This is a genomic window from Xenorhabdus eapokensis (assembly GCF_001908105.1).
In genome coordinates this window covers 20,676-46,019 of the sequence record NZ_MKGQ01000007.1, presented here as the reverse complement: position 1 = coordinate 46,019, position 25,344 = coordinate 20,676, and the positions used below count along the sequence as shown (strand labels likewise).

Below are 25,344 nucleotides of genomic sequence, written 5' to 3'. Positions count from 1 at the left end.
AGTAGAAGAGCGAATAAGCTGAATGAAAGACCATGTCTTCGATTTTAATGACAATGAAACTTGCATTTTAGAATGCGGCTCGCACTCATTTCAATATGTCACGCGAAGAGGCTGAACAGTTAACGATGACCGAGTTCCAGATGATGCTGAAAGCCAAGTTTCCTGATGAGAAGGGCTTCCCTCATGAGGAGTATGATGCCGTTATTGATGCTGATGTTCAGCGTACTAATGACCTAAAATATCACAAAAGAATCCCCTGTCATTCACTGGCAAAAGATTTTTTAGGCGCCTTAATCCCGCATTACAATATGTGTGAGACAGAAGACTAAAGCGCTTATCGATACAACACAGGGGATCATCTGCGAATCGTGAGCTTTAGCGTTCTCGCGGGTTGAAAATAACGATTTAATTACCTGTTTCACCTGATGTTTTGACACACCTTTTGCGACTAAATGCCTGTGTTTTAACTTCATTCCAAAGCTGCCAATCTATCAGCGGCTCTTTATATAGTGAGAGACATAGGCTTTTTCCTTTGGTTTGGCTCGCTTGATTGTCAAGTCTGTCAGCTTCATAAATCACCAATCTTGTATAGAAAAATTGTAGAGATTTAGAAAGACACCACTAGACTTCGATAGATGAGGGATTTAATGAGTTTATTGATTTTACTAGGATTAATTGACTTGAATAGACTGTGAGAGAGGTTCATTTGGCGCCCCCTGCAGGAATCGAACCTACAATTAGCCCTTAGGAGGGGCTCGTTATATCCATTTAACTAAGGGGACTTTTTACTACTTTGTTTATATCTTATCTCTTCCTGCCTGTTTTAATCAAGTTTTTTACCTTTATTTGTTTCTGTTTGTTTTTAGTTGTAGTCGGTTCATTCACTTGCCATTGAGCACATAAGAGCCTAATACTCAAATACTTTATAGGTCTGCCGTGTACAACACGATGTCCACACAATTCCCGTGTACACCAATTGCTGCCATATCTGTAGCATCTTGGGTTGAATTTTCGACAAGCAAGAAAAGGAAAATCCCAAAAAAGCCAGGGTGCTTTTAACTCAATTACGTTCGGTTGTTAATTGGTTATCGAGCAGAACATAGCATAAGTCTGCATTGAGGCTAAAAGAGTAGAGCCTGCCAACAGGCAAAGAAGAATGAATTTTTTTATTTTATTATTCTCCATATTTCGTTTGAATTAACATTACTGCAACAACATTCAATCTCATAAACCTATTTTCGCCCAATAACAAGCGAATAGAGATTAACAATTAATTAACAATTGAAATTAAATGAAATATTTCGGTGCCCATTCTCTGAGAAATGTCACCATCGAAGAGGATTGCGAAATCAAAGATTACCATTAATGAAAGATTGGCAGTATATTTTACATATTGGGTGCAATAGCTGGTATATAACGCGATAGTTAATATCTAAAAATAATTTTATGGAGAACAATATGAAGTATAGTCTGAGCGGGGTTGCTCTTACAGCAGTCTTACTTGTGGGATGTGCCAGTTCATCGAATACGATGGAACAGGGACGTTCTGATCCGCTGGAAGGGTTTAACCGTGCTATGTTCAACTTTAATTATGATGTTCTCGATCCGTATGTACTGCGTCCTGTTGCTGTAGGTTGGCGTAATTATGTGCCGATGCCTGCCCGAAATGGTATTAGCAATTTTATGAGTAATCTTGAAGAACCCGCCAGCATGGTCAACAGTTTTTTGCGTGGTGATGTTCATGAAGGTGCAAAACACTTTAACCGTTTCTTTTTGAATACCTTGTTGGGAATGGGGGGACTTATTGATGTTGCTTCTATGGCGAACCCCAAACTGATAAAAGAAGATCCGATGCGTTTTGGTAGCACATTGGGATACTATAACGTGGGGTATGGCCCCTATGTTGTTCTGCCCGGTTATGGAAGTTTTACTCTGCGTGATGAAGGTGGTAACTTTGCGGATATAACTTATCCCGTTCTGTATTATCTCACTGGCTGGATGTCGGTAGGAAAATGGATGGTCGAGGGTATAGAAACCCGTGCCCGCTTGCTGGATTCTGATGGATTATTAAAGAACTCTTCGGATCCTTATTTGATGGTGCGCGATGCTTACTTCCAACGCCACGATTTTATGGCCAATGGCGGTAAGTTGGAGCCGGAAAATAATCCTAATGCGGCAACTATTCAAGATGAATTGGATTCTATAGATTAAATAGGTATCTATAATTAAAAAAGGATAGCGAGTGCTATCCTTTTTTTAGGTTACGTTATTCGGTTAGAGCACGTATTAGAACGAGTAGTTAAAGTTTATGCCATACAACCATGCGGTTCCTTTAGAATCAAACTCATATGGTCTATCGAAAGGAGCAATTATATCCTCTTTCAATTTTTCGCTAACATGTACTTTCTTACCGCGCATATAGGAAACACCAACATCCACGGAAGCATCTTTATTGAACGCATAAGTGGTTCCTAAGCTAAACCAAAAACGATCTTGATCCGGAATTGAGATAGAACGATTTTTGGCTGGCACAGGGCTTTCATCAAAGGCGATACCGGTACGGAATGTCCAGTTATCATCATAGTAGTAAGTTGTACCTAGCGAGATACGGTAAGCATCGCGGAAGCCTTCGTCTTTGTGGAATAAGGTAGCGCCGGAATCTTTGCTTTTACCACGTAATTCTTTAAATTCGCTCCAGCCTGTATACAAGAAGCTATAGTGAATTGCCCATTGTGGTGCAACACGGTTATAGCCTGAAAGTTCCCACATATCGGGTAAGTTCAGATCCAGAGTACCTTTAATGGTGTTGCCAGCAAGGCCGCCGGGGAGCAGCGCTGGCATTTCATTGCTGTAATCTCCCTTTTTGAACTTAACTTTGACCTTGGAGCGATACGTCAGGCTATAGCGGTTGTTTTCATCATACTGATATAGGAATCCTACATTCCAGCCATAACCCAAATCTTTACCTTCCAATTTGGCAGCTTCAGTCGTTGCTTGGGTATTAAATCCTGTCATTTTGGCTGTTGCAGGGCCTGTTTCACCCATATGACGAACGATTTCAGCATCGGCATAAACAGCGTTGACACCTAAGCCAAAGCTGAATTGATCATTAAATTTGTAAGCACCACTTAGATTAAAGTTCAACGTTTTGAGTGATGTCTTCCCACCAATTAGGTCAGCAGGATAATTATTACTGAATTCTGTGGATAAGCCAAAATTGCTCACGGCTGAGGCGCCAAAATACCACTGATCATTGATTGGAGCGATAAAATGCAGGTTTGGGATCCAGGCATGTGGTGCGATGTTTTTAGCATCTGTGCTCTGACTAGTCACAGGTGATTTACCGGTAATATCAACATCTGGGTTGACGTACACTAAACCACCAGAAAACGATGGGGTGTTAAATAAGGTCATGGCCGCAGGGTTACGACTTCCTACGGAAGCGTTATCTGCAACGGCACCTGCCCCAGAAAATGCACGGCCTAGTCCTGATGATGAATATTCATTCAATTGAAAACCAGCAGCACTAGCGTTGGATGAGAGGATTGCAACCGCCACTGCTAACGCTGAACGTGTAAATAGGTTTTTCTGGTCCATAACCAAAACCTCATTGTCTAATTATTATTAACATGCCACTCAAGTAGCTGAGAGCGCGGGATTGTAGAGTCGATTTGTCGCAATGACAACAATGACAAATATGACAAATCAGACCAGCGAACGAAGTATAGGCTTGATAATAGAATATGTTGCAAGAATGTTTTCTAAATATAACTAAAATGATTCTTAAATTGGGACTTGCTTAACAAAAAGTAGACAGCTTCCGTTAATGAAGTGTAAACGGATTTCTGTAGGCGTGGTCAGATCAATAAATCGTGAGATAAATGATGCCAAACAGCGTAAATACTGGTTATCGGTAGTGAGGAGAACGTAGAATTATTAGCAAGTTTTTTTAGCCGGAGAGAAATTAAATGTCTGATGCTATTAACCGTTGCAGTGCCGAAGAAACGGCTGCTTGCTGTTGTGTTGATGTGGGAACAGTGATTGATAATGAAGATTGTATCGCTTCTTACCAGTGTATTTTTACGAGTGAGCAAGAAGCAGAAGTTATGCTTAATATGTTGATTGAAAAGGCAAAATCAGTAGAATCTGATCCGTGTATTATACGCCATAGTATCGAAGCGGTGGATGGTGGAATGCAGTTATCGGTGGATTTTACCTTTAGTTGTCAAGCAGAAGCCCTCATTTTTCAGTTAGGCTTGCGTTAATTCACTCTAAACAACGGTTTTCTCATTGTTTTGCTATACCAAACAGTGAGAAAATTTCTTGTAACAGATTGTAAATCATTGTCTTTTCTTTGTACTCCCGTCGCTTATTCTTCGTTTAAGTTGTATAAATTATAAATAGTTTAAAGTTGAGTTTGTTCTCATTTTTAGTTTATACCTATTTGCTATTTCCCAACATTGCGTTAACAATGCATCATCAGGTCTGACCTCTTATGGGGTGAGTAAATGTTTTTAATCAATCAATTGATTTAGTTAATAATAATTAGGAGTTGCTATGGGTCGTTCTTCAACAAAAGTAATATCGCAACGGGAACGTGTCGCTATTGTCAGTGGATTACGCATTCCTTTTGCGAAACAGGCAACTTTCTACCACGGTATTCCGGCTGTTGACTTAGGAAAGGCTGTTGTAAGCGAACTGGTCATTAGGAGCGGTTTGTCGCCTGAGAAGATCGACCAATTGGTTTTTGGACAGGTGGTTCAAATGCCGGAAGCACCGAATATTGCAAGAGAAATTGTTTTGGGTGCAGGCTTAAGTGTGAATACTGATGCCTATAGTGTTTCCCGTGCCTGTGCGACCAGTTTTCAGGCAATTGTAAACGTAGCCGAAAGTATTATGGCGGGGGGAGTCAATATAGGGATCGCTGGAGGGGCGGATTCCTCATCTGTTTTGCCCATCGGAGTGACTAAGTCATTGGCGCGCACATTAGTTGACATGAACAAAGCCAAAAATCTCTCTCAACGATTAAAATTACTCAGCCGCTTGAAATTACGTGATTTATTGCCTGTATCCCCTGCTGTTGCCGAGTATTCCACAGGGCTGAGAATGGGGGATACCGCTGAACAGATGGCAAAAACTTATCATATCAGCCGCGAAGATCAGGATGCATTAGCACACCGATCTCATGTAATGGCGGCCAGAGCCTGGGAGCAAGGGCTTTTGCAAGAGGAAGTTACATCAGCATATTTCCCGCCATACAGTAAAACATTGGCAGAAGATAACAATATCAGAAAAAACTCAACGTTAGCTTCTTATGCCAAATTGCGTCCGGCCTTTGATCGTAAATATGGCACAGTGACAGCGGCAAACAGCACACCACTGACTGATGGTGCAGCAGCAGTGATGTTAATGCGTGAATCAGTTGCCAAAGAACTCGGTATGGTTCCATTGGGGTATTTACGGAGTTATGCATTTTCTGCCATTGATGTTTGGCAGGACATGTTGCTGGGGCCGTCCTATGCAACTCCGCTGGCACTGGATCGTGCAGGTATCACTCTGAATGAACTTACGCTTATTGACATGCATGAAGCCTTTGCTGCCCAAACACTAACGAATCTAAAAATGTTTGCCAGTGAGAAATTTGCCCGCGAAAAATTGGGGCGTACTCAGGCAATTGGTGAAGTGGATATGGATAAATTCAATGTATTAGGTGGATCAATTGCTTATGGGCATCCATTTGCGGCGACAGGAGCCAGAATGGTTACCCAGACGTTGAATGAATTGCGTCGCCGCGGTGGTGGACTTGGGTTAACGACAGCTTGTGCCGCGGGTGGTTTGGGTGCAGCAATGGTATTGGAGGTAGAATAATGGCTCAGACTGAAAAAGAAACGGTTATGTCAGCAGCAATGCAACCGGAGCAATCGGTATTCCGTTTTTCTGTCAGGGACGACAAGGTGGGAATTATCACCATTGATGTACCAGGAGAGAAAGTCAACACACTGAAAGCTGAATTTGTTGAACAGTTCTTGAAAGTGTTTGAAAAAGCGCAACAAGTTTCAGACTTGAAAGGGCTGGTTATTGTATCCGGCAAGCCAGATACCTTCATTGCGGGTGCTGATATTAGCATGATAGCGAATTGCCAAACTCAGGAAGAAGCAACAAAATTGGCTGAAAAAGGTCAAAAGCTCTTTGCGCAAATTGCCAGTTACTCTTTGCCTGTTGTAGCAGCGATTCATGGCGCGTGCTTAGGGGGGGGGCTGGAGTTGGCATTGGCTTGTCATGCGCGTATCTGTTCTTTGGATGAAAAAACACGTCTTGGTTTGCCGGAGGTTCAGCTTGGATTATTACCCGGTTCAGGCGGAACTCAGAGATTGCCTCGCTTGATTGGCGTCAGTGCTGCTTTGGACATTATATTGACAGGCCGTCAGCTTAAGGCAAAACAGGCGCAACGGTTAGGTGTGGTGGATGATGCGGTTCCTTTAGATATCTTGCTGGATGTTGCTGTGCAATATGTTAAAAAAGGCAGCGTGAAGCGTAAGCCATTGGCATGGTCGCAGCGTATACTGGCAAGCGCATTAGGTCGGCCATTGTTATTCCAAATGGTTCATAAAAAAACGCGAGAAAAAACTCGTGGCCATTATCCTGCACCAGAGAAAATCATTAATGTGATTTGTGCCGGTCTGGAAAAAGGTTCAGAAAAAGGTTTTCAGCTTGAAGCCAAGGCATTTGGTGAGTTGGCGATGACGCAGGAATCGGAAGCATTACGGAGCCTGTTTTTTGCTTCGACAACCTTAAAAAATGAAACTGGCTCTTCAGAACAGCCCACCGAAATCAAACAGGTAGGAATTTTAGGGGGAGGCTTAATGGGAGGCGGTATTGCCAATGTGACCGTGACGCGAGGAAATTTGCCTGCTCGCATCAAAGATATTAGTGAGAAAGGCATCAATCAGGCATTGAAATATACATGGGATCTTCTTTCTAAGCGGGTAAAACAGCGTCGTTTGAAATCCAGTGAGCGTTCCCATCAGATGTCGTTATTGACAGGAACGACGGATTACAGTGGGTTCAAACAAACTGATATTGTAGTTGAAGCTGTATTTGAAGATTTAGTATTAAAACGCAAAATGGTTGCAGAAATTGAAGAGCATACCAAACCCGAAACTATTTTTGCATCTAACACTTCTTCATTACCCATTCATAAGATTGCTGAAGCTGCGACTCGGCCAGAACAGGTGATTGGCCTTCACTATTTCAGTCCGGTAGACAAAATGCCGTTGGTGGAAGTCATTCCACATAAGGGAACGAGTGAAAAAACGATCGCAACTGCCGTCGCGTTAGCTAAGAAACAGGGAAAAACCGCGATTGTTGTTGGGGATAAAGCAGGTTTTTATGTAAACCGGATTCTGACACCTTATATTAATGAGGCAGGTTATTGTGTATTGGAAGGTGAGCCGATTGAACATATTGATAATGCTTTAATGAATTTCGGTTTTCCTATTGGCCCAATCAATCTGCTGGATGAAGTTGGCATAGATGTAGGCACCAAAATTATCCCTGTTTTGGTCGAAGACTTGGGAAGTCGATTTGCGGCGCCAGAGATTTTGGCTGCAATTTTGCAGGATGACCGCAAAGGCAAAAAGAATGGCCGCGGTTTCTATTTGTATGCGAGTAACAAATTGTATGCGAATAAAAAAAGCTCATTTTGGCCTTTTGGCAAAAAATCCAACAAAGAAGTGGACGCATCGGTTTATTCCTTATTAAAGATCAAACCAGCCATAAAAATGTTGCCTGCTGACATTGCCCAGCGTTGTGTCATGCTGATGTTGAATGAAGCCGTGCGCTGTTTGGATGAGGGGATTATCAGAAGCCCTCGTGATGGTGATATTGGCGCTGTATTTGGCATCGGATTCCCGCCATTCCTGGGGGGGCCATTCCGTTATATCGATAAGCTTGGCAGTGATAAAGTTGTAGAAGTTTTACGTCGCCTGGAGGCGCAACATGGGGAAAGGTTTGCTCCCTGTGAACGTTTAGTCCAGATGGCGGAACAGAAAAAGAAATTTCACGCATAACTTGAATTCTATTTTTACAATCAGTCAGATCGGCTCTCTTAAATTAGAGCCGATTTCTTTTACTTTGGCTTTAAGGCAGAATGCAAATTAGCTCTCATTGAAACGTTTTTATACCTTTATAAATTTACAGGGTATATGTCAAATATTCGCTTGATAATAGCGCTTGAGCTTACCTATTAATGCCGTATAACCAATGAGTTATCTCAATAACAATGAATGTATGTTATTTTGAAACAAATTCGCAATTAAACTAGACCGGTGAATTATGTACGTTTTTATTATGCGTCACGGTGATGCAGTCTTGAATGCAATCAGTGATGCGGCGCGGGAACTGACATCCCTGGGGTATCAAGAATCACAGAAAATAGCTTATTGGCTCTCGCAGCAATCGCCTGATATTGATCGTGTTTTGGTCAGCCCTTATATCCGTGCAGAACAAACACTAAAGGCTGTGCGAGAAAATTTGGTGCTTCCTGACGATGAAGAAATACTGGCTGAATTAGCGCCATCAGGAGATGCCGTGTTGGTTGCCAGCTACTTACACGTTTTGTCAACACAAGGACATAAATCTGTCTTGGTAGTTTCCCATTTGCCGTTAGTCGGCTATTTGGTTTCTGAGCTTTGCCCTGGACAAACTCCGCCGATGTTTGCCACATCCAGCATTGCTTGTGTCGAGCTGGATCCCCAAACAGAAAAAGGGTGTCTGCTATGGCAAACATCCCCTGCACAATTAGCGGCGAAATCCTAACCAGACACCTTAATTATTAGCGCCGCGTAAACTCATCCATCGCCACCAAAATGAGTAATGCAGCGTTCCCGCCCCACTCTTTGGGAGCTTGATGGAAAGCAATAATATCAGGATGTTGGGCAAGCCATAGCGGGGCTTGTTGTTTGAGAATATGTTTACCGTGTCCATGCATAACGCAGGCACAATAGACATGTTCACGACGACAGGCTGCGATTAATGCTCCAATTTCTTGTTTGGCCTGTAACTGAGTTAACCCATGTAAATCCAGAAAAAGTTCGGGGGAATAATCTCCACGACGTAATTTCTTTAATTCATAATGACTGTCGCCTTCCCGAATGTAACGGGTTGGGCCTTCCATATCCAAATTTGGCTGGAACTCATCGGAAAAATAGTAACTGGCATCCGCTTGCTCTTGCATCAAGCGTTCAGGGGCAACAAGGTTAATTTTTTTTCTTTTCGGAGGATGGGAAATCGTATCTTGCGCGATACGACGGGTTCCTGTAACAGACGTTCTGAATAGACTGATGTCTTCTGAGTTTAGTTGATATTTCTTCTTCATTACACATTCATTTACTCACCGCTTTTGGCAAGTGTACATGATTTTTTGTGATTTTTCTTGGCCGTTATTATTTTAAGTAACAAATTGTTCACAAAATGATTTGACAATTAGGTTTGGTTATAAAATAAATGTATATACAACATGAGCTCTGATACAAACAAGAAAAATAACAGGATAGTACAATGTCGATTGAACTAAGAGACACTGATGTCATATGGCGTAATGCCAAACTTGCCACAATGAACCCTGCAATTAAAAACGTTGATGGTGAAAGTCATTACGGCATGTTAGAACAGCATGACCTTATTGTGCGGGATGAAAAAATCTTAGCGATTTTGCCGACAGATAGCGTACCAGCCAACCAATGTAAAATCATTGACGCAGAGCAGCGCCTAATCACACCTGGCTTAATCGATTGCCACACTCACTTAGTTTTTGGTGGCAATAGAGCCTCTGAGTGGGAACAACGCCTGAATGGGGTTTCTTATGCAGAAATTAGCGCCAAAGGGGGAGGTATTAATTCCACAGTTAATGCCACCCGCAATAGTTCGGCTCAACAGTTGGAAAACGTATCCCAGAAGCGTCTCAATGCATTGATGGCCGAAGGAGTGACAACGATTGAGATGAAATCAGGTTATGGGCTGGATCTGGCAAGTGAAGAAAAACAGTTAAATGTTGTGCGGGCATTGGCACAGAAAAATCCCATCGAAATTAGCCCGACATTACTTTCTGCCCATGCTGTCCCCCCTGAATATAAACATAATCCTGATGCCTATATTGATTTAGTTTGTGATTCCATCCTGCCTGCTCTCTGGCAAAAACAGTTATTCGAAGCTGTAGATGTATTCTGTGAAACAGTGGGTTTCAATCTGAGCCAGACCAAACGCCTGTTTGCAACAGCAAAACGCTTAAATATTCCCGTCAAAGGTCATGTTGAGCAACTTTCCAATTTGGGAGGAAGTGAACTGGTTGCTGAATATCAAGGTTTATCCGTTGATCATATTGAACATTTGGATGAAAAGGGTATTGAAGCCATCAGCCGTAGTGGAACTGTCGCCGTGTTATTGCCGGGGGCATTTTATTTCCTGAGAGAAACTCAACGCCCTCCTATTGCATTATTGCGCCAATATGGTGTCCCAATGGCTATTTCGACAGATTTTAATCCTGGAACCAGTCCTTTTGCTTCTTTGCGCCTGATTATGAATATGGCGTGCGTACAATTGGGTTTGACACCAGAAGAAGCCTGGCAAGGAGTGACCATTCATGCCGCTCAGGCACTGGGACGAGCGGAGAGTCACGGTCAATTAGCGACAGGTTTTATGGCGGACTTTGTCGTTTGGGATGCCCAGGAACCCGTTGATATCTTATATGAACTGGGACATAACCCATTGGTTTATCGTATTTATCATGGCGAAATTACACATCGTGATGACTTAAATGGTTTTAATTAATGGTGGTGAGGAAAAAATATGAATTTATGGCATCCAACATCAGAAAACAGTTGGCAAGGGCGTAATGATCTTGCAGAAGCCAATAATGCCTTACGCTTGTTCCAGACAATAAAACAGCCAGCCAGTTTCTCACCGGCAGAATTTCCTCATCATATTGCGCTATTGGGATTTGAATGTGATGAAGGCGTTAAACTTAATCAGGGACGTCCGGGAGCGAAATTGGGATCAGAATATTTGCGCCAATCGTTGGCAAACCTGGCGAGTTATGACGGCCATGATAGGTTGGTGGATTTAGGTAATATCCGTGCTAATCCTGGTGAGTTGAGTGAGGCACAGCAGGCGCTCAGTGATGCTGTCTATGCATGCCAGCAACATAAGATGAAAACACTGATTTTTGGTGGTGGGCATGAAACGGCTTTTGCTCATGGGATGGGAATTTACCGTGCGTTTTCGGAGCAGCATGTCGGTATCATCAATTTTGATGCCCATTTGGATCTGCGAAATTCACCGCAACCTACATCAGGAACTCCATTTCGGCAACTTGCGCATTACTGCCAGCAACATCAACGTCCATTTAATTACAGTTGTGTTGGTGCCAGTTTGGCATCAAATACTCAGGCATTACTGGATGAGGCTAATCATCTTGATGTCACCATTATCTGGGATACTCATTGTGTTGAATCTATGTTGGATAAGGTACAGCAGCAATTACAAGATATAATTAATCAGGTTGATATCATTTATATGACTATCGATTTGGATGTGCTGCCAATTTGGCAAATGCCAGCCGTTTCTGCACCTGCGGCGTTGGGCGTTCCGCTGGAGCGTTTATTGCCATTAGTTCAACTCATCTGTCAGAGCAAAAAATTGCAAGCCGTAGATTTAGTTGAGCTTAACCCTTTATATGATATCCAGGGAATGGGGGGGAAAGTCGCGGCTCGCCTTGCATGGCAATTGGTGCACTGGTGGAATAAATAGGTTGGTGGGCGAGTAAAAAGTGAGAAGGAAGGGATAGTGACAGACGATTTACCAGATACATATGCCAAACCAGTGCCTTTGTATGCAAAAGTCAAACAAGCGATTATTGAAAAGATCTATACAGGGGAATGGAAACCGCATGATCGGGTTCCTTCGGAAGCGGAATTGGTCAGGCAATTTAACTGTAGTCGCATGACGGCTAACAGGGCATTGAGGGAGCTGACGGCAGAAGGTTTTCTATTCCGTTTGCAAGGCGTGGGTTCGTTTGTTTCCGAGCCGAAAGGACAATCTGCGTTATTTGAAATTCACAGTATTGCAGATGAAATTGCCTCCCGCTCTAACCAACATAGTTGCAAAGTACTGAAACTTGCTGAAGTGAGTGCCAATATGACTCAGGCTGCGGAATTCAGTATTGCAGTCGGCGCGCCGCTCTACCATTCCATCATTGTACATTATGAAAATGATGTACCTGTGCAGATTGAAGATCGCTTTGTCAATGTTCAGGCGGCACCGGAATATTTGCGACAAGATTTCCGTCAGCAAACTGCCCATAATTATTTATCCCAGGTAGCGCCATTGACAGAAGGGGAACATATCGTTGAAGCCGTGGCGGGAGATGCCCTCTCTTGTCGGTTATTACAAATTGAGGCAAATACGCCCTGTTTGTTAATCAGCCGGCGAACCTGGTCGAAAGAATTTATTGTTTCCAGTGCCAGGTTATTGTTTCCTGGATATCGATATAAATTGAAAGGGCGTTTTAGTTCATAGTTCTGTAATGGAGCTAAAAAAATTAGGTTGTAAAAACCTCTTATTTCCTTTGGATAGAAGAGGTTTTTTATTACTCATTGTAACAATAATGTAAAACCAATGTGATATTAAACACAAAACCAGCAAAAATACTTCCCTGTTCACCACAAAATTAATTGTGGATATATTATTGATTTTTATAAAAATAGTACTATTACCGCATTATTAACTTTATCTTCGTCACATTTTTGCCTATTGAATATACATGTATATACAACTATACAATTAACAAAATTCACAAAAATGAGATAGGAAAAAACCGTGACGATGCAAAATAATAAATTCAGCAACGTAACCATTCGCGCTCCCAGAGGAACGCAACTCACCGCAAAAAGTTGGCTAACCGAAGCACCACTTCGGATGCTCATGAATAATCTTGATCCCGATGTAGCAGAAAATCCTCATGAATTAGTGGTTTATGGTGGCATTGGTCGTGCAGCCAGAAACTGGGAATGTTATGAAAAAATCGTTGAAACCTTAAAGGATCTGGAAAGTGATGAAACCCTGCTGGTGCAATCCGGTAAACCTGTGGGGGTGTTCAAAACCCATGAGAATGCTCCGCGTGTATTAATTGCCAACTCGAATTTGGTTCCACACTGGGCAACATGGGAACATTTTAACGAACTGGATGCCAAAGGGCTGGCTATGTATGGCCAGATGACCGCCGGTAGTTGGATTTACATTGGCAGTCAGGGCATTGTTCAGGGAACTTACGAAACTTTTGTCGAGGCAGGCCGCCAACACTACAACGGCAATTTAACCGGACGTTGGATATTGACGGCAGGTCTGGGCGGTATGGGCGGTGCCCAGCCACTGGCTGCGACATTAGCAGGTGCCTCTTCATTAACTATCGAATGCCAACAAAGCCGCATTGATTTTCGTCTGCGCACCCAATATGTGGATGAACAGGCCGTTGATCTGGATGATGCTTTGGCGCGTATTGAACGTTATACCCAGGAAGGCAAAGCAGTCTCGGTAGCATTGTGTGGTAATGCTGCAGAAATCTTACCTGAGCTGGTACGCCGTGGCGTGCGCCCTGATATGGTGACAGACCAAACCAGCGCCCATGATCCATTACATGGTTACTTGCCAGTAGGTTGGACATGGGAAGCGTATTGCCGCCGTGCCGAAAGTGAGCCAGAAGAGGTGATCCAAGCGGCAAAAGCGTCAATGGCTGTACACGTTGAAGCCATGCTGGCATTCCAGAAACAGGGTATACCTACCTTCGATTATGGTAATAATATCCGCCAAATGGCGAAAGAGATGGGTGTTTATCATGCCTTTGATTTTCCCGGATTTGTTCCCGCTTACATTCGCCCTCTGTTCTGTCGTGGCATCGGTCCTTTCCGTTGGGTGGCACTCTCCGGTGATCCTGAGGATATTTATAAAACCGATGCCAAGGTAAAAGAGCTGCTGTCGAATGATGCTCATTTACACCGCTGGTTAGATATGGCGAGAGAGCGTATCAGTTTCCAGGGCTTGCCTGCACGTATTTGTTGGGTAGGGTTGGGAGATCGCGCCAAATTAGGATTAGCATTCAATGAAATGGTTCGCCGTGGGGAACTTTCCGCACCAATCGTGATTGGCCGTGACCATCTGGATTCCGGCTCTGTCGCCAGCCCTAATCGTGAAACTGAATCCATGCAAGATGGTTCTGACGCAGTTTCTGACTGGCCATTACTGAATGCCTTACTGAATACGGCTGGTGGTGCGACATGGGTTTCCCTGCATCATGGTGGCGGCGTTGGTATGGGATTCTCTCAACATTCCGGCATGGTCATTGTTTGTGATGGTACTGATGAAGCGGCTGAGCGCATTGCTCGTGTATTACACAATGATCCAGCAACGGGCGTTATGCGCCATGCCGATGCGGGCTATGAACTGGCTATCCAGTGTGCGAAAGAGCAGGGACTAAACCTGCCAATGTTAAACCTGTCAGTGACTGATGCGAAATAAGGAGCGTTGTTAAAATGAAAAATATTACTATTCATCCAGGAAAAATGACGCTTGAAGAATTACGTCATGTTTATCAGCATCCTGTTCACATTAATTTGGACGAACAATGCTTTCCTGCCATTGAGAGCAGCGTTGCTTGTGTGAATCGCATTATCAGTGAAAATAAAACCGCTTACGGTATCAATACCGGTTTTGGTTTGCTGGCGAATACCCGTATTGCAGAGCAGGATTTGGAAGAATTGCAGCGTTCTATCGTGTTGTCACATGCTGCGGGAGTGGGTGAGCCGTTGCCGGATGAAATTGTCCGCTTGATTATGGTATTGAAAATTAATAGCCTTGCCCGTGGTTATTCTGGCATTCGTCTGGACGTCATTCAGGGACTGGTTGCCTTGGTTAACGCTGAAGTTTATCCCTGTATCCCAAGTAAAGGTTCGGTAGGGGCTTCCGGTGATTTAGCCCCCTTGGCGCATATGAGCTTGTTATTGTTGGGAGAAGGTAAAGCCCGTTATCGTGGTGAATGGCTACCGGCAAAAGTGGCACTGGAAAAAGCAGGACTTGAACCGATGCGTCTTGTCGCAAAAGAAGGGTTGGCACTGCTCAACGGTACGCAGGCTTCTACCGCTTTTGCCTTAAAAGGGTTATTTGCCGCAGAAGATTTACTTGCGTCAGCGATTGTTTGTGGTGCCTTGTCTGTTGAAGCCGCTCTTGGCTCCCGTAAACCCTTTGATGCTCGTATCCATGAAGTGCGTGGTCAGACAGGCCAAATTGATGTGGCAGCCCTTTACCGTTTGGTATTAGAAGAACAAAGTGAGATTTGTGAATCCCATAAAAACTGCCCGAAAGTCCAGGATCCTTATTCATTGCGTTGTCAGCCACAAGTGATGGGAGCTTGTTTATCTCAAATCCGCCATGCTGCTGATGTTATTATGGTTGAAGCTAATGCCGTCTCTGATAATCCACTGGTATTTACCGAAGAAGATGAGGTGCTTTCTGGGGGTAATTTCCACGCGGAACCCGTCGCTATGGCATCGGATAATCTGGCTATTGCTTTGGCAGAAATCGGTTCACTGTCAGAACGCCGCATTGCCTTGCTGATGGATAGCAATATGTCCCAGTTACCCCCATTCTTAGTCGAAAACAGCGGTGTTAACTCTGGTTTCATGATTGCACAGGTGACTGCGGCTGCGCTGGCAAGTGAGAACAAGGCGCTGGCGCATCCTTCCAGTGTCGATAGTCTGCCGACATCTGCCAATCAGGAAGATCACGTTTCAATGGCACCCGCCGCAGGCCGTCGCCTGTGGGAGATGGCAGATAACGTGCGTGGGATCTTAGCTATTGAATGGCTGACAGCTTGCCAGGGCATGGATTTCCGTCATGGCTTGAAGAGTAGTCCGATATTAGAAAAAGCTCGCCATATTCTGCGTGATAAAGTTGCCCATTATGATAAAGACCGCTTTTTCGCACCGGATATTGAAGTAGCAATTCAGTTGTTGGCCGAGCAGCAACTTTCTGCCCTGTTGCCGGCCGGAAATATCTTAGAAAAATAAGTACAGACACATCGTTTTAGGCCGGATAAAATCCGGCCTTATCGTAGTATTTATCTCTTTATCTCTGCCAATCTAATAATAAAAGACACAAGGATAAATCATGCAAAACATCTCACAACTCAAACGAGGGTTAAGCGTTCGCCACATTCGGTTTATGGCACTGGGTTCGGCAATTGGCACCGGTCTTTTCTATGGTTCAGCGGGCGCCATTAAAGCCGCAGGACCTGCGGTATTGCTGGCTTATGCCATTGGTGGTGCAGCCGTTTTTATGGTTATGCGGGCATTGGGGGAAATGGCGGTACATCGCTCTGCGCCAGGTTCTTTCTCCTATTATGCCACCCAATACTTAGGGCCATTGGCGGGTTTTCTGACCGGATGGACTTACGTCTTTGAAATGCTGGTCGTTTGTCTTGCTGACGTCACCGCATTTGGCATCTATATGAAGCTCTGGTTTCCCCATGTTGACCAGTGGATTTGGGTACTTGGCATTGTCTTTTTTATTGGCGCAATCAACCTATGTAACGTCAAGGTATTTGGTGAAATGGAGTTTTGGCTGTCTATCATCAAAGTTGCTGCGATTATCGCCATGATTGTCGGCGGTTTTGCCATCATGATGTATGGGTTTGGTCAGGAAGCTGAGCATGTCACCGGCCTGTCGAATTTATGGGAACATGGTGGATTTATGCCAAACGGCATAGCGGGGGTGATTGCTTCGTTTACGGTTGTTATGTTTGCCTTTGGTGGCATTGAAGTCATCGGCATCACCGCCAGTGAAGCTAAAAATCCAGAAAAATCCATCCCACGTGCGATCAACGCGGTTCCGTTCCGTATCTTACTGTTTTATGTCCTTACGCTGTTTGTTTTGATGTGCATTTATCCGTGGAATCAAGTGGGACAAAATGGCAGTCCATTTGTCCAGATCTTCTCCAGTTTGGGAATTGATTCCGCAGCTAATATTTTAAATATTGTCGTCATTACCGCGGCAATTTCCGCGATCAACAGTGATATTTTTGGTGCCGGACGGATGATGTATGGCATGGCGCAGGAAAAACAGGCACCCGCCTCTTTTACTCAATTGACTAAAAACGGAGTACCGTGGGTGACGGTGCTGGCAATGTCTGGGATCTTGTTGGTCGGCGTCCTGTTGAATTATCTGTTGCCGGAAAAAGTTTTCGTCATTATTGCTTCCATCGCAACATTTGCAACGGTGTGGGTATGGCTGATGATTTTGCTGTCACAATATGTCATGCGTCGAAAAATGCCGGCAGAAGAGGTCAGACAGCTTAAATTTCCGGTTCCCTTTTGGCCTGTTGCACCGACTCTGGCCATTGCTTTTATGGCATTTGTTATTGCGGTATTAGGTTATTTCCCAAATACTCGGATTGCATTATACGTAGGGATAGTATGGATAGTATTATTGACGATTAGCTATTATTTATGGGTGAAAAAACCAAGTCATGGCTAACCCTCCCATACCAGCCTATGTATTTTGTGAATACAATTTCATCCTAAGATAACTCGGTGTTAAGAAAGCTGATTTGTGTTCTGGATCATGGCAAACTAGCGAGTTGATATATCTTTTTTGTTGTTTGGAGGTGTTTTTTGGATAAGATTTTAGTCGATGAGGCTGTTGCAGAGCTGCGTACCATTTTAGATATGTTGCGTTGGTCTACTAGCCGTTTTAGCGAATCGGATATCTATTATGGACATACTGCATGTAATCCGTGGGACGAGGCTTTGCAAGTAGTTCTCCCCTCATTGCGTTTGCCTATGGATGTTCCTGATTCAATGATGGCTTCACGCCTGACATCAACAGAGCGGCAACGCATCGTGGAACTTGTCTTACGTCGTATTAATGAACGCATTCCTGTTGCTTATTTGATCAATCGGGCTTGGTTCTGTGGTCATGAATTTTATGTCGATGAGCGAGTTCTGATTCCACGTTCACTGATTAGAGATGTGATTGAAAACCATTTTGAAGGACTTATCTCACGTCAGCCAGCGACAATTTTGGATCTTTGTACAGGAAGCGGTTGTATTGCAATTGCCTGTGCCCATGCCTTCCCAGAAGCCGAAGTTGATGCGGTTGATATTTCTCCTGATGCTTTGGCAGTTGCAGAAATAAATATAGAGAATCATAAGCTTTCCCACCGTGTCATCCCGATTCGTTCAGATCTATTTCATGATATACCATCGGTGAAATACGATATCATTGTCACTAATCCTCCTTATGTCGATGAAGAAGATATGAGTGATTTTCCTCAGGAATATGATCATGAACCTGAATTAGCCATGGCTGCCGGTATTGACGGGTTGGATTTGGTTCGTCGTATTCTGGCAACTGCCCCGGATTTCCTTTCAGAAGATGGAATACTGGTGTGTGAAGTAGGTAACAGTATGGTACACCTGATTGAGCAATACCCTGACGTACCATTCAAATGGCTGACATTCGAACATGATTATGGTGATGGTGTTTTTGTACTGAATCGCCAGCAGCTTGTTGAATATCAAGACTATTTCCAGCAATTCAAAGACTGATATTTTTTCATTCATCCAATGGTTAAAACGGATATTTCATATAAATTGTATCTATATTCAGTGGATTTCGAGTCGTAGCTAGCAATATTGTTGCTCGGAAGATTAAGGATAAAAGGCAAATAAAATTACTGAAATAAGATAGGTTTTAATCATTGGGTGAGTTATTGTTATTCGCTCTTTCTAAATGTACAGATAATGATGGCAGGGTAGGAATGGCAGGAAATAGTATTGGGCAGTTTTTTCGTGTCACCACATTTGGTGAATCTCACGGGATCGCACTGGGATGCGTTGTCGATGGTGTTCCACCAGGCATTGCTATTACAGAAGCTGACTTACAAATCGACTTGGACAGACGTCGTCCGGGAACTTCCCGTTATACGACACAGCGTCGTGAGCCCGATCAAGTTCGCATTCTTTCTGGTGTTTTTAATGGCGTGACAACAGGCACCAGCATTGGCCTGATGATTGAAAACACCGATCAGCGTTCACAAGATTACAGCGCAATTAAAGATGTTTTCCGCCCAGGCCATGCTGACTATACCTACGAACAGAAATATGGACTGCGTGATTACCGTGGTGGCGGACGTTCATCAGCCCGTGAAACCGCCATGCGCGTTGCAGCAGGGGCAATTGCTAAAAAATACCTACTCGAAAAACACGGCATTCTTATTCGTGCTTGCCTGACTCAAATGGGCGATATTCATTGTGAATTGAAAGATTGGGATCTTGTTGAACAGAACCCTTTTTTCTGTCCGGATGAGAGTAAGTTGACCCAGCTTGATGAATTACTCCGTACATTGAAAAAAGAGGGGGATTCTATCGGTGCCAAAGTGAGTGTGGTTGCTGAAAACGTCCCGGCGGGATTGGGTGAACCGGTTTTTGACCGTTTGGATGCCGACCTTGCTCATGCTTTGATGAGCATTAACGCGGTCAAAGGCGTTGAAATTGGTGATGGTTTCGGTGTTATCAATTTACGTGGCAGCGAAAACCGCGATGAAATGACGACACAAGGATTTACCAGTAACCATGCCGGCGGCATTTTAGGCGGAATTAGTAGTAGTCAGCCAATTATTGCACATATTGCCTTAAAGCCGACATCCAGCATTATGGTGCCAGGAAAAACTATCAATCGTCAGGGAGAAGCAGTGGATATGGTAACTCGCGGCCGCCACGATCCTTGTGTTGGTATTCGTGCCGTACCCATCGCAGAAGCTATGATGGCAATTGTACTGATGGATCACTTACTGCGCCAGCGGGCACAATGTGCTGATGTGATATCATCACTCCCGCGCTGGTAATCTGGGAAGAGGCTCCTGATACCCGTTTCGGTTGATGCTGAAAGGTATCAGGAGAACAGGCAAGCAATTTTCTGGTGAAATGCATAATGGAATGGTCATTTTTGGGGCCGGAAATTTACGGTTTCCTCTTTTTAGTTGCGATGGTAGCGGGGTTTATCGATTCTATTGCCGGAGGCGGTGGATTGTTAACCATTCCGGCGTTGCTATCGATGGGCGTTTCCCCTGTCCAGGCGCTGGCAACAAGTAAATTACAGGCTATAGGTAGCTCTTTCTCTGCCAGCCTCTATTTTATCCGCCGTGGTATAGTGGATTTGCGTTCCCAGCGTTTTGCTATCGTCATGACGATAATTGGCGCCATGTTGGGCGCTTTGTTGGTTCAATTTATCTCACCGGATTTTCTGCGTTATTTATTGCCGGTACTGGTAATCATTATCGGTCTTTATTTCCTATTGGTGCCGAATATTGGAGCAGAAGATCGGCAACATCGTCTTGAACCAATTGCATTTGGTTGTCTTGCTGGATGTGGTATTGGTTTTTACGATGGCGTATTTGGGCCAGGAACGGGATCTTTTTTCGCACTCTCTTATGTCATGCTTTGTGGCTACAATTTAGCGAAAGCAACGGCTCATGCCAAGGTACTGAACTTTGCATCTAACATCGGAGCTTTGGGGTTCTTTGTTCTTGGTGGGCAGATCTTATGGCTGGCGGGAGTTGTGATGCTGGTAGGACAAATCATCGGTGCGCGATTTGGCGCGAGTTTAGTACTGAGCAAAGGAAAGAAACTCATTCGCCCGCTGTTGGTAACAATTTCCTTTTTGATGAGCATCAAACTTCTTTATGATCAGCACGGAGATACAGTCCGTTCTTGGCTGGCATTTTATTTTTGATTTAGGATCTGGCATTAATACATGACCGCACATCACTATCAACAACTGATTGAAATTTTTGATAATTGTTTTAGCAATGACTATAACACTCGCTTGATAAAAGGTGATGATGAGCCGATTTATCTGCCGGCAGATGATGAAGTGAACTATAACCGGATAGTGTTCGCCCACGGATTTTATGCCAGTGGATTACATGAGATTTCTCATTGGTGTATTGCGGGTGAAGAGCGTCGCAAACTGATCGATTTTGGTTACTGGTATTGCCCTGATGGGCGTGATGCCCAAACTCAGGAGAAGTTTGAAAAAGTGGAGATTAAACCACAGTCGCTGGAGTGGTTATTCTGTGTCGCTGCGGAGTTTCCTTTTAATGTCAGTTGTGACAATCTTGAAGGCGATTTTGAGCCGGATCGTCTTGCTTTTCAGCGGAAAGTGCATGCGCAAGTCATGCAATACCTGAAAAATGGGATACCCACACGAGCGGCACGCTTTATTCAAGGTCTGCAATCGTTCTACAATACGCCCCCATTAAAAGCAGAGCATTTTCCTTACCCGGAAGATCTCTTTGCTAACTGAAATGATTTTGAGGAAAAAAATAATGCTCGCAGAGTTTGAAACCCGTATTCTGGCGCAAATTGATGATATGGTTGAACATGCCAGTGATGATGAATTATTTGCTGGTGGTTACCTCCGCGGGCATCTGACATTAGCTGTTGCTGAATTGGAGCAAGAAGGTGCAAATACCATAGAACAGCTCCATCAGCGTGTTGAAGAAAGCATCCACAAAGCAATTAAAGTGGGAGAACTGGCTCCACTGGATCAGATTTTGGTTTTGGCAACTTGGCAAAAACTGCTGGATGGTGCAAAAGATTAATTCTTTGATATAAAAATAACTTTATTTAGGGCTATTCATATAGCCCTTTATTTTTGCTTTAACTGAGTAACGTCCCGTCTTCAATTACAAAAAAACTCGTAGTGCTTCTCAATAATGAGAATAAATAGTGATAATTAGATTTTTATTGATCTTTTTATAGTAAATATAAAGTATAGTAATCTGGTTTTTAAATCTATTTCGAATGTATTTTTGATTGAAATTAAAATAATTAGGGTGTTAATATATTGAATATGGTTAAAGGTAAATGGTAAGTAAAATAATTAAATTCTATTTTTTACTCTTATTTAAGAATATTTTTACTTATTATCCAAATAATTTATAAGTGTATTTTGTTTTAATGAGGGTTAATGAAATTATTTTATTATTTGTTTTAAATAACTCTGTTATTAATAGAACGACTGATGATTAAAATAAGTGATGATGCTAAAGTTTTGACAATGATATGTTGGTGGGAAGTGATTTTACTGATTAACTGATTGAAAATTATAGATAATTAACTGGTTTAATAGGTGGGGTGTTGTTATGTGAATGCAAGAAAAATAAATTCCCCTTGGAAAGTCAAAATCAGAAAAGGATTCTTCAGGAAATAGTGACATGAAAATGGAAAATAATTTTGTTCAAAATGGTTACAATGATCATACTGAAAATGAAAAAATACTTTTATTACCTGAATCGATAAATACTGACTCATTGAAACTGGTTGAGAAAGAAGTGATGAATACAACACTGGAAAAAAAAGTTGAAAATCTGGGGTCTGACGTTGCTCAAATAAAAATGGATGTTGCTGTTATAAAGTCAAATTATGCAACAAAAGCGGATATTGAATCTATTAATTCATTGACTCATAAAGAAATATCATCTATGCGAGGAAATATATTACCCTTGCAGAGTAATATGGGATCTGTAAGCAGTAATATATCGACCTTGCAGAGTGATATGGTAGCGGTACGTAGTGATATATCGACTTTGCAGAAGGATATGGTAGCGGTACGTAGCGATATATCGACCTTGCAGAAGGGTATGGTAGCGGTACGTAGTGATATATCGACTTTGCAGAAGGATATGGTAGCGGTACGTAGCGACATATCGACCTTGCAGAGTGATATGGTAGCGGTACGTAGTGATATTTCATCTATACGCAAGGATATTTCATCTATACATCAGAAAATATCAACTGTAAGTGAGGATCTATCCAATAAAATAGTTGCTCAAACCAAATGGATGGTCACAATGATGTTTGGTTTTTCTGGTGTCATTATTGCAGCAATGAGGTTTATGATTTGAAGTAATATCATCTTTGGAAATAAAGACCGTGGGAGGCACCAGGCATGATTGTTTCCATACCTGATGCAATAGAATAAATCACTCTAAGGTTTTTCTGTTCTTACTGCTTTGCCACGTAATAACTTCCTAACCCAAAAGCGATTTGGGTGTAAAGCCGCTAATGTTTCATCATCAAGCGGTAGAGGTTCCCCAAAAATTTGGCTAGCCAATAATTCTGCACTTAAAGGAGCAGAACATAATCCACGTGAACCCAACGCACCAAGAACAAATAAGTCTGGGTAACAAGGCGATTCTTCAATGATTTTATTCGCGTTTATTTGCAGAGATAAATTTGCATATTTATCCATAAGTTCACTGAAAACAGGAACATTCCCGACCATTGGCATATGATCCCGAATGACACATCGGATGCCCTGACGAGACTTCTCTTCTGAAATGTCAACTTCTTGTGGCCAATCAACATCAGAGAAACATTTTAATAAACGATCTCGGTTTTCTTGTTGCTCGATGGAAGAGTACAGTGTATCTAGCTGATTGCGTTGATAACTGGCACCGATACAGTGATATTGGTTATGAGGATTAACGGGAGTCATGTAGCCATCGTAGCACAATACACTTTTCAATTGGCTTAGGTTATCTGTAGTTGGAATATGGCTAACTTGGCCACGAACAGCGGTTACAGGGAGTTTTTTCGTCTGTTCAAATTGTGGCAGACAGTGACCATTGGCAATAATGATAACTTTGTGCTTCTTGCATTGCAGGTTTTCTTTATGTGCAATCTGCAATTGCCAGCCATTTTCACTTTGAATGAGCTGAGTGACTTTATGATTAAAAAAGATCTGCATTCCACGTTGTTCAGCCAGTTTAACCACTGCTTGAGTTAGTTGTGCGGGGTATAACCATCCTCCTTGTGGATAGTAAATGCCATCATAATTCACATCTAACCCACTTACATGGCTTAATTGGCTGCGGTTCATACCGAGTGCAATTTCTTCTGGCCATGTCGTCCGTAGCATTTTGCTTATTTTATTCGCGCTTTTTTCATCATAAGCTAATTGGCTGACACCACACCATTGATGATCGAACGATACATTTTCGTCAATTAACTGATCGTACTGACGGCGGGCAAAAGTAAATGCTGCTGTAAAGAAGCGTTCTAATGGGTCGTCATTACCATTCAGTAAAGGATAAAGGGCTCCTTGTTGATTGCCGGACGCATTTTGGGCAGGTTGAACATCCTGACAATACAGTGTGACTTTGGCACCACGGCGCAATAGTGTAAGTGCGGTCAGTGCACTGGCAACACCACCGCCGATGATGGCAATATCATCAGTACAGGTAGCAGCTTTGCGAGAAAACCATGGTGTATAAGATAAGGAAAGCGGGTTACTTAATGGCGATAAAGTACCCGTTAGCATCTCTCTTTTACGTCCAAAACCTTTAACCTTAGTGACATTAAAACCCGCTGCTTGCAATCCTCGGCGGACTATTCCGGCGGAGGTAAAGGTTGCAAAAGTCCCTTCAGGGCGACAAAATTTTGCCATTGCAGCGAACAACTGTTCACTCCACATTTGTGGATTCTTTGCTGGCGCAAAACCATCCAAAAACCAGGCATCAACTTTCCCTGTCAGGCTTGAAGTCACCTTTGGTAATAGATCATTTACATCGCCAAACCAAAGATCCAAGGTAATAGCGCCATTATCCAGACTTAATCTATGGCAGCCAGCCAGTGGTAAGGGCCACTGTTGGTATAATTGGGCAGAAAATTCCTTAAGTTCAGGCCAACGTTGATGTGCTGTTTTCAGGTCAGTTGGTTTTAATGGATATTTTTCAAAACTGATATAATGCAGTCGTTTTAATGCAGCTTCAGGATATTGTTGTCTAAAATGAGAGAAAGATCGCCAAAGTGTCAAAAAATTCAATCCAGTACCGAATCCTGTTTCTGCAATAACGCACTCTGAACGGGAATGTGTATTAAAACGTTGAGGGAAATGATTGCCTTGCAAAAATACATATAGCGTTTCTTCCAAGCCATCTTGATTTGAAAAATAAACGTCATCAAAATGTTCTGAAATGGGGGTGCCCTGCTCATTCCAGCTTAGGGTTGCGTTGTTGATAGCACTGCTTTTCACAATAATGCCTGTACTGTTGATAACAATAATATGTGGATTTTAACTGTCTTCATTTGGTTGCACCACTCATGGTAGAGCTTCAGAGTTAAGTCCAGATCAATTTTTCCTTGAATTTTTAACCTGATCGGACTTGTTCGGCGTACAAGTGTACGCTAAAGTGCGGGTGAATAAATCCCGCAGGTAAACATATTGATGAGG

The 25,344-nt window shown here is 43.0% G+C and carries 20 protein-coding genes, 1 tRNA gene and 2 pseudogenes; 19 read left to right on the top strand and 4 right to left on the bottom strand.

All coding sequences use genetic code 11. The features are described 5' to 3' along the window. Nucleotides 1–71 precede the first annotated feature (71 nt). Nucleotides 72–329, top strand: a pseudogene (locus tag Xedl_RS06940) (DUF6246 family protein); the annotation flags it as partial. Nucleotides 330–707: 378 nt separating this feature from the next. Here the strand turns inward: Xedl_RS06940 and Xedl_RS06935 are convergent. Next, nucleotides 708–782: transfer RNA gene (locus tag Xedl_RS06935), tRNA-Arg, on the bottom strand. 121 nt (nucleotides 783–903) lie between these two features. Between Xedl_RS06935 and Xedl_RS33540 the strand changes: the two are divergent. Both Xedl_RS33540 and mlaA read left to right on the top strand, forming a co-directional pair. Beyond that, nucleotides 904–1,097 (top strand): annotated as a pseudogene (locus Xedl_RS33540) (integrase); the annotation flags it as partial. Between the two features lie 361 nt (nucleotides 1,098–1,458). Next, on the top strand, nucleotides 1,459–2,211 hold the full coding sequence (mlaA, locus tag Xedl_RS06930; protein ID WP_074023106.1) for a phospholipid-binding lipoprotein MlaA: 753 nt from the start codon (nucleotides 1,459–1,461) through the stop codon (nucleotides 2,209–2,211). A 75-nt stretch (nucleotides 2,212–2,286) separates the two neighbouring features. Here mlaA and fadL read toward each other — a convergent pair whose 3' ends face one another. After that, the gene (fadL, locus tag Xedl_RS06925) at nucleotides 2,287–3,597 is read right to left on the bottom strand and encodes a long-chain fatty acid transporter FadL (RefSeq protein WP_074023105.1); all 1,311 of its coding nucleotides are present in this window, start codon (nucleotides 3,595–3,597) and stop codon (nucleotides 2,287–2,289) included. A gap of 371 nt (nucleotides 3,598–3,968) precedes the next feature. On the opposite strand from fadL, the gene Xedl_RS06920 reads away from it, so the two are divergent. From Xedl_RS06920 to sixA, 4 genes are all read left to right on the top strand, one after another. Next, complete coding sequence (locus Xedl_RS06920; RefSeq protein WP_074023104.1) at nucleotides 3,969–4,265, top strand: YfcZ/YiiS family protein; 297 nt, start codon at nucleotides 3,969–3,971, stop codon at nucleotides 4,263–4,265. Between the two features lie 292 nt (nucleotides 4,266–4,557). Then, nucleotides 4,558–5,868 carry an acetyl-CoA C-acyltransferase FadI gene (fadI, locus tag Xedl_RS06915; RefSeq protein WP_074023103.1) on the top strand — a complete coding sequence of 437 codons (1,311 nt, stop codon included), beginning with the start codon at nucleotides 4,558–4,560 and terminating at the stop codon, nucleotides 5,866–5,868. Beyond that, complete coding sequence (fadJ, locus tag Xedl_RS06910) at nucleotides 5,868–8,069, top strand: fatty acid oxidation complex subunit alpha FadJ (protein ID WP_074023102.1); 2,202 nt, start codon at nucleotides 5,868–5,870, stop codon at nucleotides 8,067–8,069. The genes fadI and fadJ overlap by 1 nt, the downstream gene beginning before the upstream one ends. Nucleotides 8,070–8,334: 265 nt before the next feature. Beyond that, entirely contained in the window at nucleotides 8,335–8,817 is a 483-nt protein-coding gene (gene sixA / locus Xedl_RS06905; RefSeq protein ID WP_074023101.1) for a phosphohistidine phosphatase SixA, read from the top strand. Between the two features lie 16 nt (nucleotides 8,818–8,833). On the opposite strand, the gene smrB is transcribed toward sixA, so the two are convergent. Further along, entirely contained in the window at nucleotides 8,834–9,376 is a 543-nt protein-coding gene (gene smrB / locus Xedl_RS06900) for an endonuclease SmrB (protein ID WP_074023100.1), read from the bottom strand. A gap of 182 nt (nucleotides 9,377–9,558) precedes the next feature. On the opposite strand from smrB, the gene hutI reads away from it, so the two are divergent. The 12 genes from hutI to Xedl_RS23640 all read left to right on the top strand — a co-directional run bounded on the left by hutI (nucleotide 9,559) and on the right by Xedl_RS23640 (nucleotide 23,014). Further along, the gene (gene hutI / locus Xedl_RS06895; RefSeq protein ID WP_074023099.1) at nucleotides 9,559–10,827 is read left to right on the top strand and encodes an imidazolonepropionase; all 1,269 of its coding nucleotides are present in this window, start codon (nucleotides 9,559–9,561) and stop codon (nucleotides 10,825–10,827) included. A gap of 18 nt (nucleotides 10,828–10,845) precedes the next feature. Continuing rightward, a complete protein-coding gene (gene hutG, locus Xedl_RS06890) occupies nucleotides 10,846–11,805 on the top strand; it encodes a formimidoylglutamase (protein WP_074023098.1) in 960 nt (319 codons plus the stop codon). Nucleotides 11,806–11,841: 36 nt separating this feature from the next. Further along, a complete protein-coding gene (hutC, locus tag Xedl_RS06885; RefSeq protein WP_422645913.1) occupies nucleotides 11,842–12,573 on the top strand; it encodes a histidine utilization repressor in 732 nt (243 codons plus the stop codon). A gap of 300 nt (nucleotides 12,574–12,873) precedes the next feature. Beyond that, nucleotides 12,874–14,568: a urocanate hydratase gene (gene hutU / locus Xedl_RS06880; RefSeq protein WP_208605034.1), complete on the top strand. Its 1,695-nt coding sequence runs from the start codon at nucleotides 12,874–12,876 to the stop codon at nucleotides 14,566–14,568. Nucleotides 14,569–14,582: 14 nt separating this feature from the next. Next, a complete protein-coding gene (gene hutH, locus Xedl_RS06875; protein WP_074023095.1) occupies nucleotides 14,583–16,115 on the top strand; it encodes a histidine ammonia-lyase in 1,533 nt (510 codons plus the stop codon). Nucleotides 16,116–16,215: 100 nt separating this feature from the next. Further along, nucleotides 16,216–17,580, top strand: a complete 1,365-nt coding sequence (locus Xedl_RS06870) for an amino acid permease (protein WP_074023094.1) — start codon at nucleotides 16,216–16,218, stop codon at nucleotides 17,578–17,580. A 137-nt stretch (nucleotides 17,581–17,717) separates the two neighbouring features. Continuing rightward, nucleotides 17,718–18,653, top strand: coding sequence for a 50S ribosomal protein L3 N(5)-glutamine methyltransferase (gene prmB / locus Xedl_RS06865; protein ID WP_074023093.1), 936 nt, complete (start codon nucleotides 17,718–17,720; stop codon nucleotides 18,651–18,653). A 212-nt stretch (nucleotides 18,654–18,865) separates the two neighbouring features. Next, entirely contained in the window at nucleotides 18,866–19,951 is a 1,086-nt protein-coding gene (gene aroC / locus Xedl_RS06860; RefSeq protein WP_074023092.1) for a chorismate synthase, read from the top strand. 86 nt (nucleotides 19,952–20,037) lie between these two features. Next, nucleotides 20,038–20,838, top strand: a complete 801-nt coding sequence (locus tag Xedl_RS06855) for a sulfite exporter TauE/SafE family protein (protein WP_074023091.1) — start codon at nucleotides 20,038–20,040, stop codon at nucleotides 20,836–20,838. 21 nt (nucleotides 20,839–20,859) lie between these two features. After that, nucleotides 20,860–21,411: an elongation factor P hydroxylase gene (locus tag Xedl_RS06850; RefSeq protein WP_074023090.1), complete on the top strand. Its 552-nt coding sequence runs from the start codon at nucleotides 20,860–20,862 to the stop codon at nucleotides 21,409–21,411. A 22-nt stretch (nucleotides 21,412–21,433) separates the two neighbouring features. Then, nucleotides 21,434–21,709 (top strand): YfcL family protein, encoded by a 276-nt coding sequence (locus Xedl_RS06845; protein ID WP_074023089.1) that lies wholly within the window; start codon nucleotides 21,434–21,436, stop codon nucleotides 21,707–21,709. A gap of 615 nt (nucleotides 21,710–22,324) precedes the next feature. Then, nucleotides 22,325–23,014: a coiled-coil domain-containing protein gene (locus tag Xedl_RS23640; RefSeq protein WP_083600286.1), complete on the top strand. Its 690-nt coding sequence runs from the start codon at nucleotides 22,325–22,327 to the stop codon at nucleotides 23,012–23,014. An 83-nt stretch (nucleotides 23,015–23,097) separates the two neighbouring features. Here the strand turns inward: Xedl_RS23640 and mnmC are convergent, their stop codons facing one another. Next, entirely contained in the window at nucleotides 23,098–25,146 is a 2,049-nt protein-coding gene (mnmC, locus tag Xedl_RS06835; protein WP_074023088.1) for a bifunctional tRNA (5-methylaminomethyl-2-thiouridine)(34)-methyltransferase MnmC2/FAD-dependent 5-carboxymethylaminomethyl-2-thiouridine(34) oxidoreductase MnmC1, read from the bottom strand. Nucleotides 25,147–25,344 lie beyond the last annotated feature (198 nt).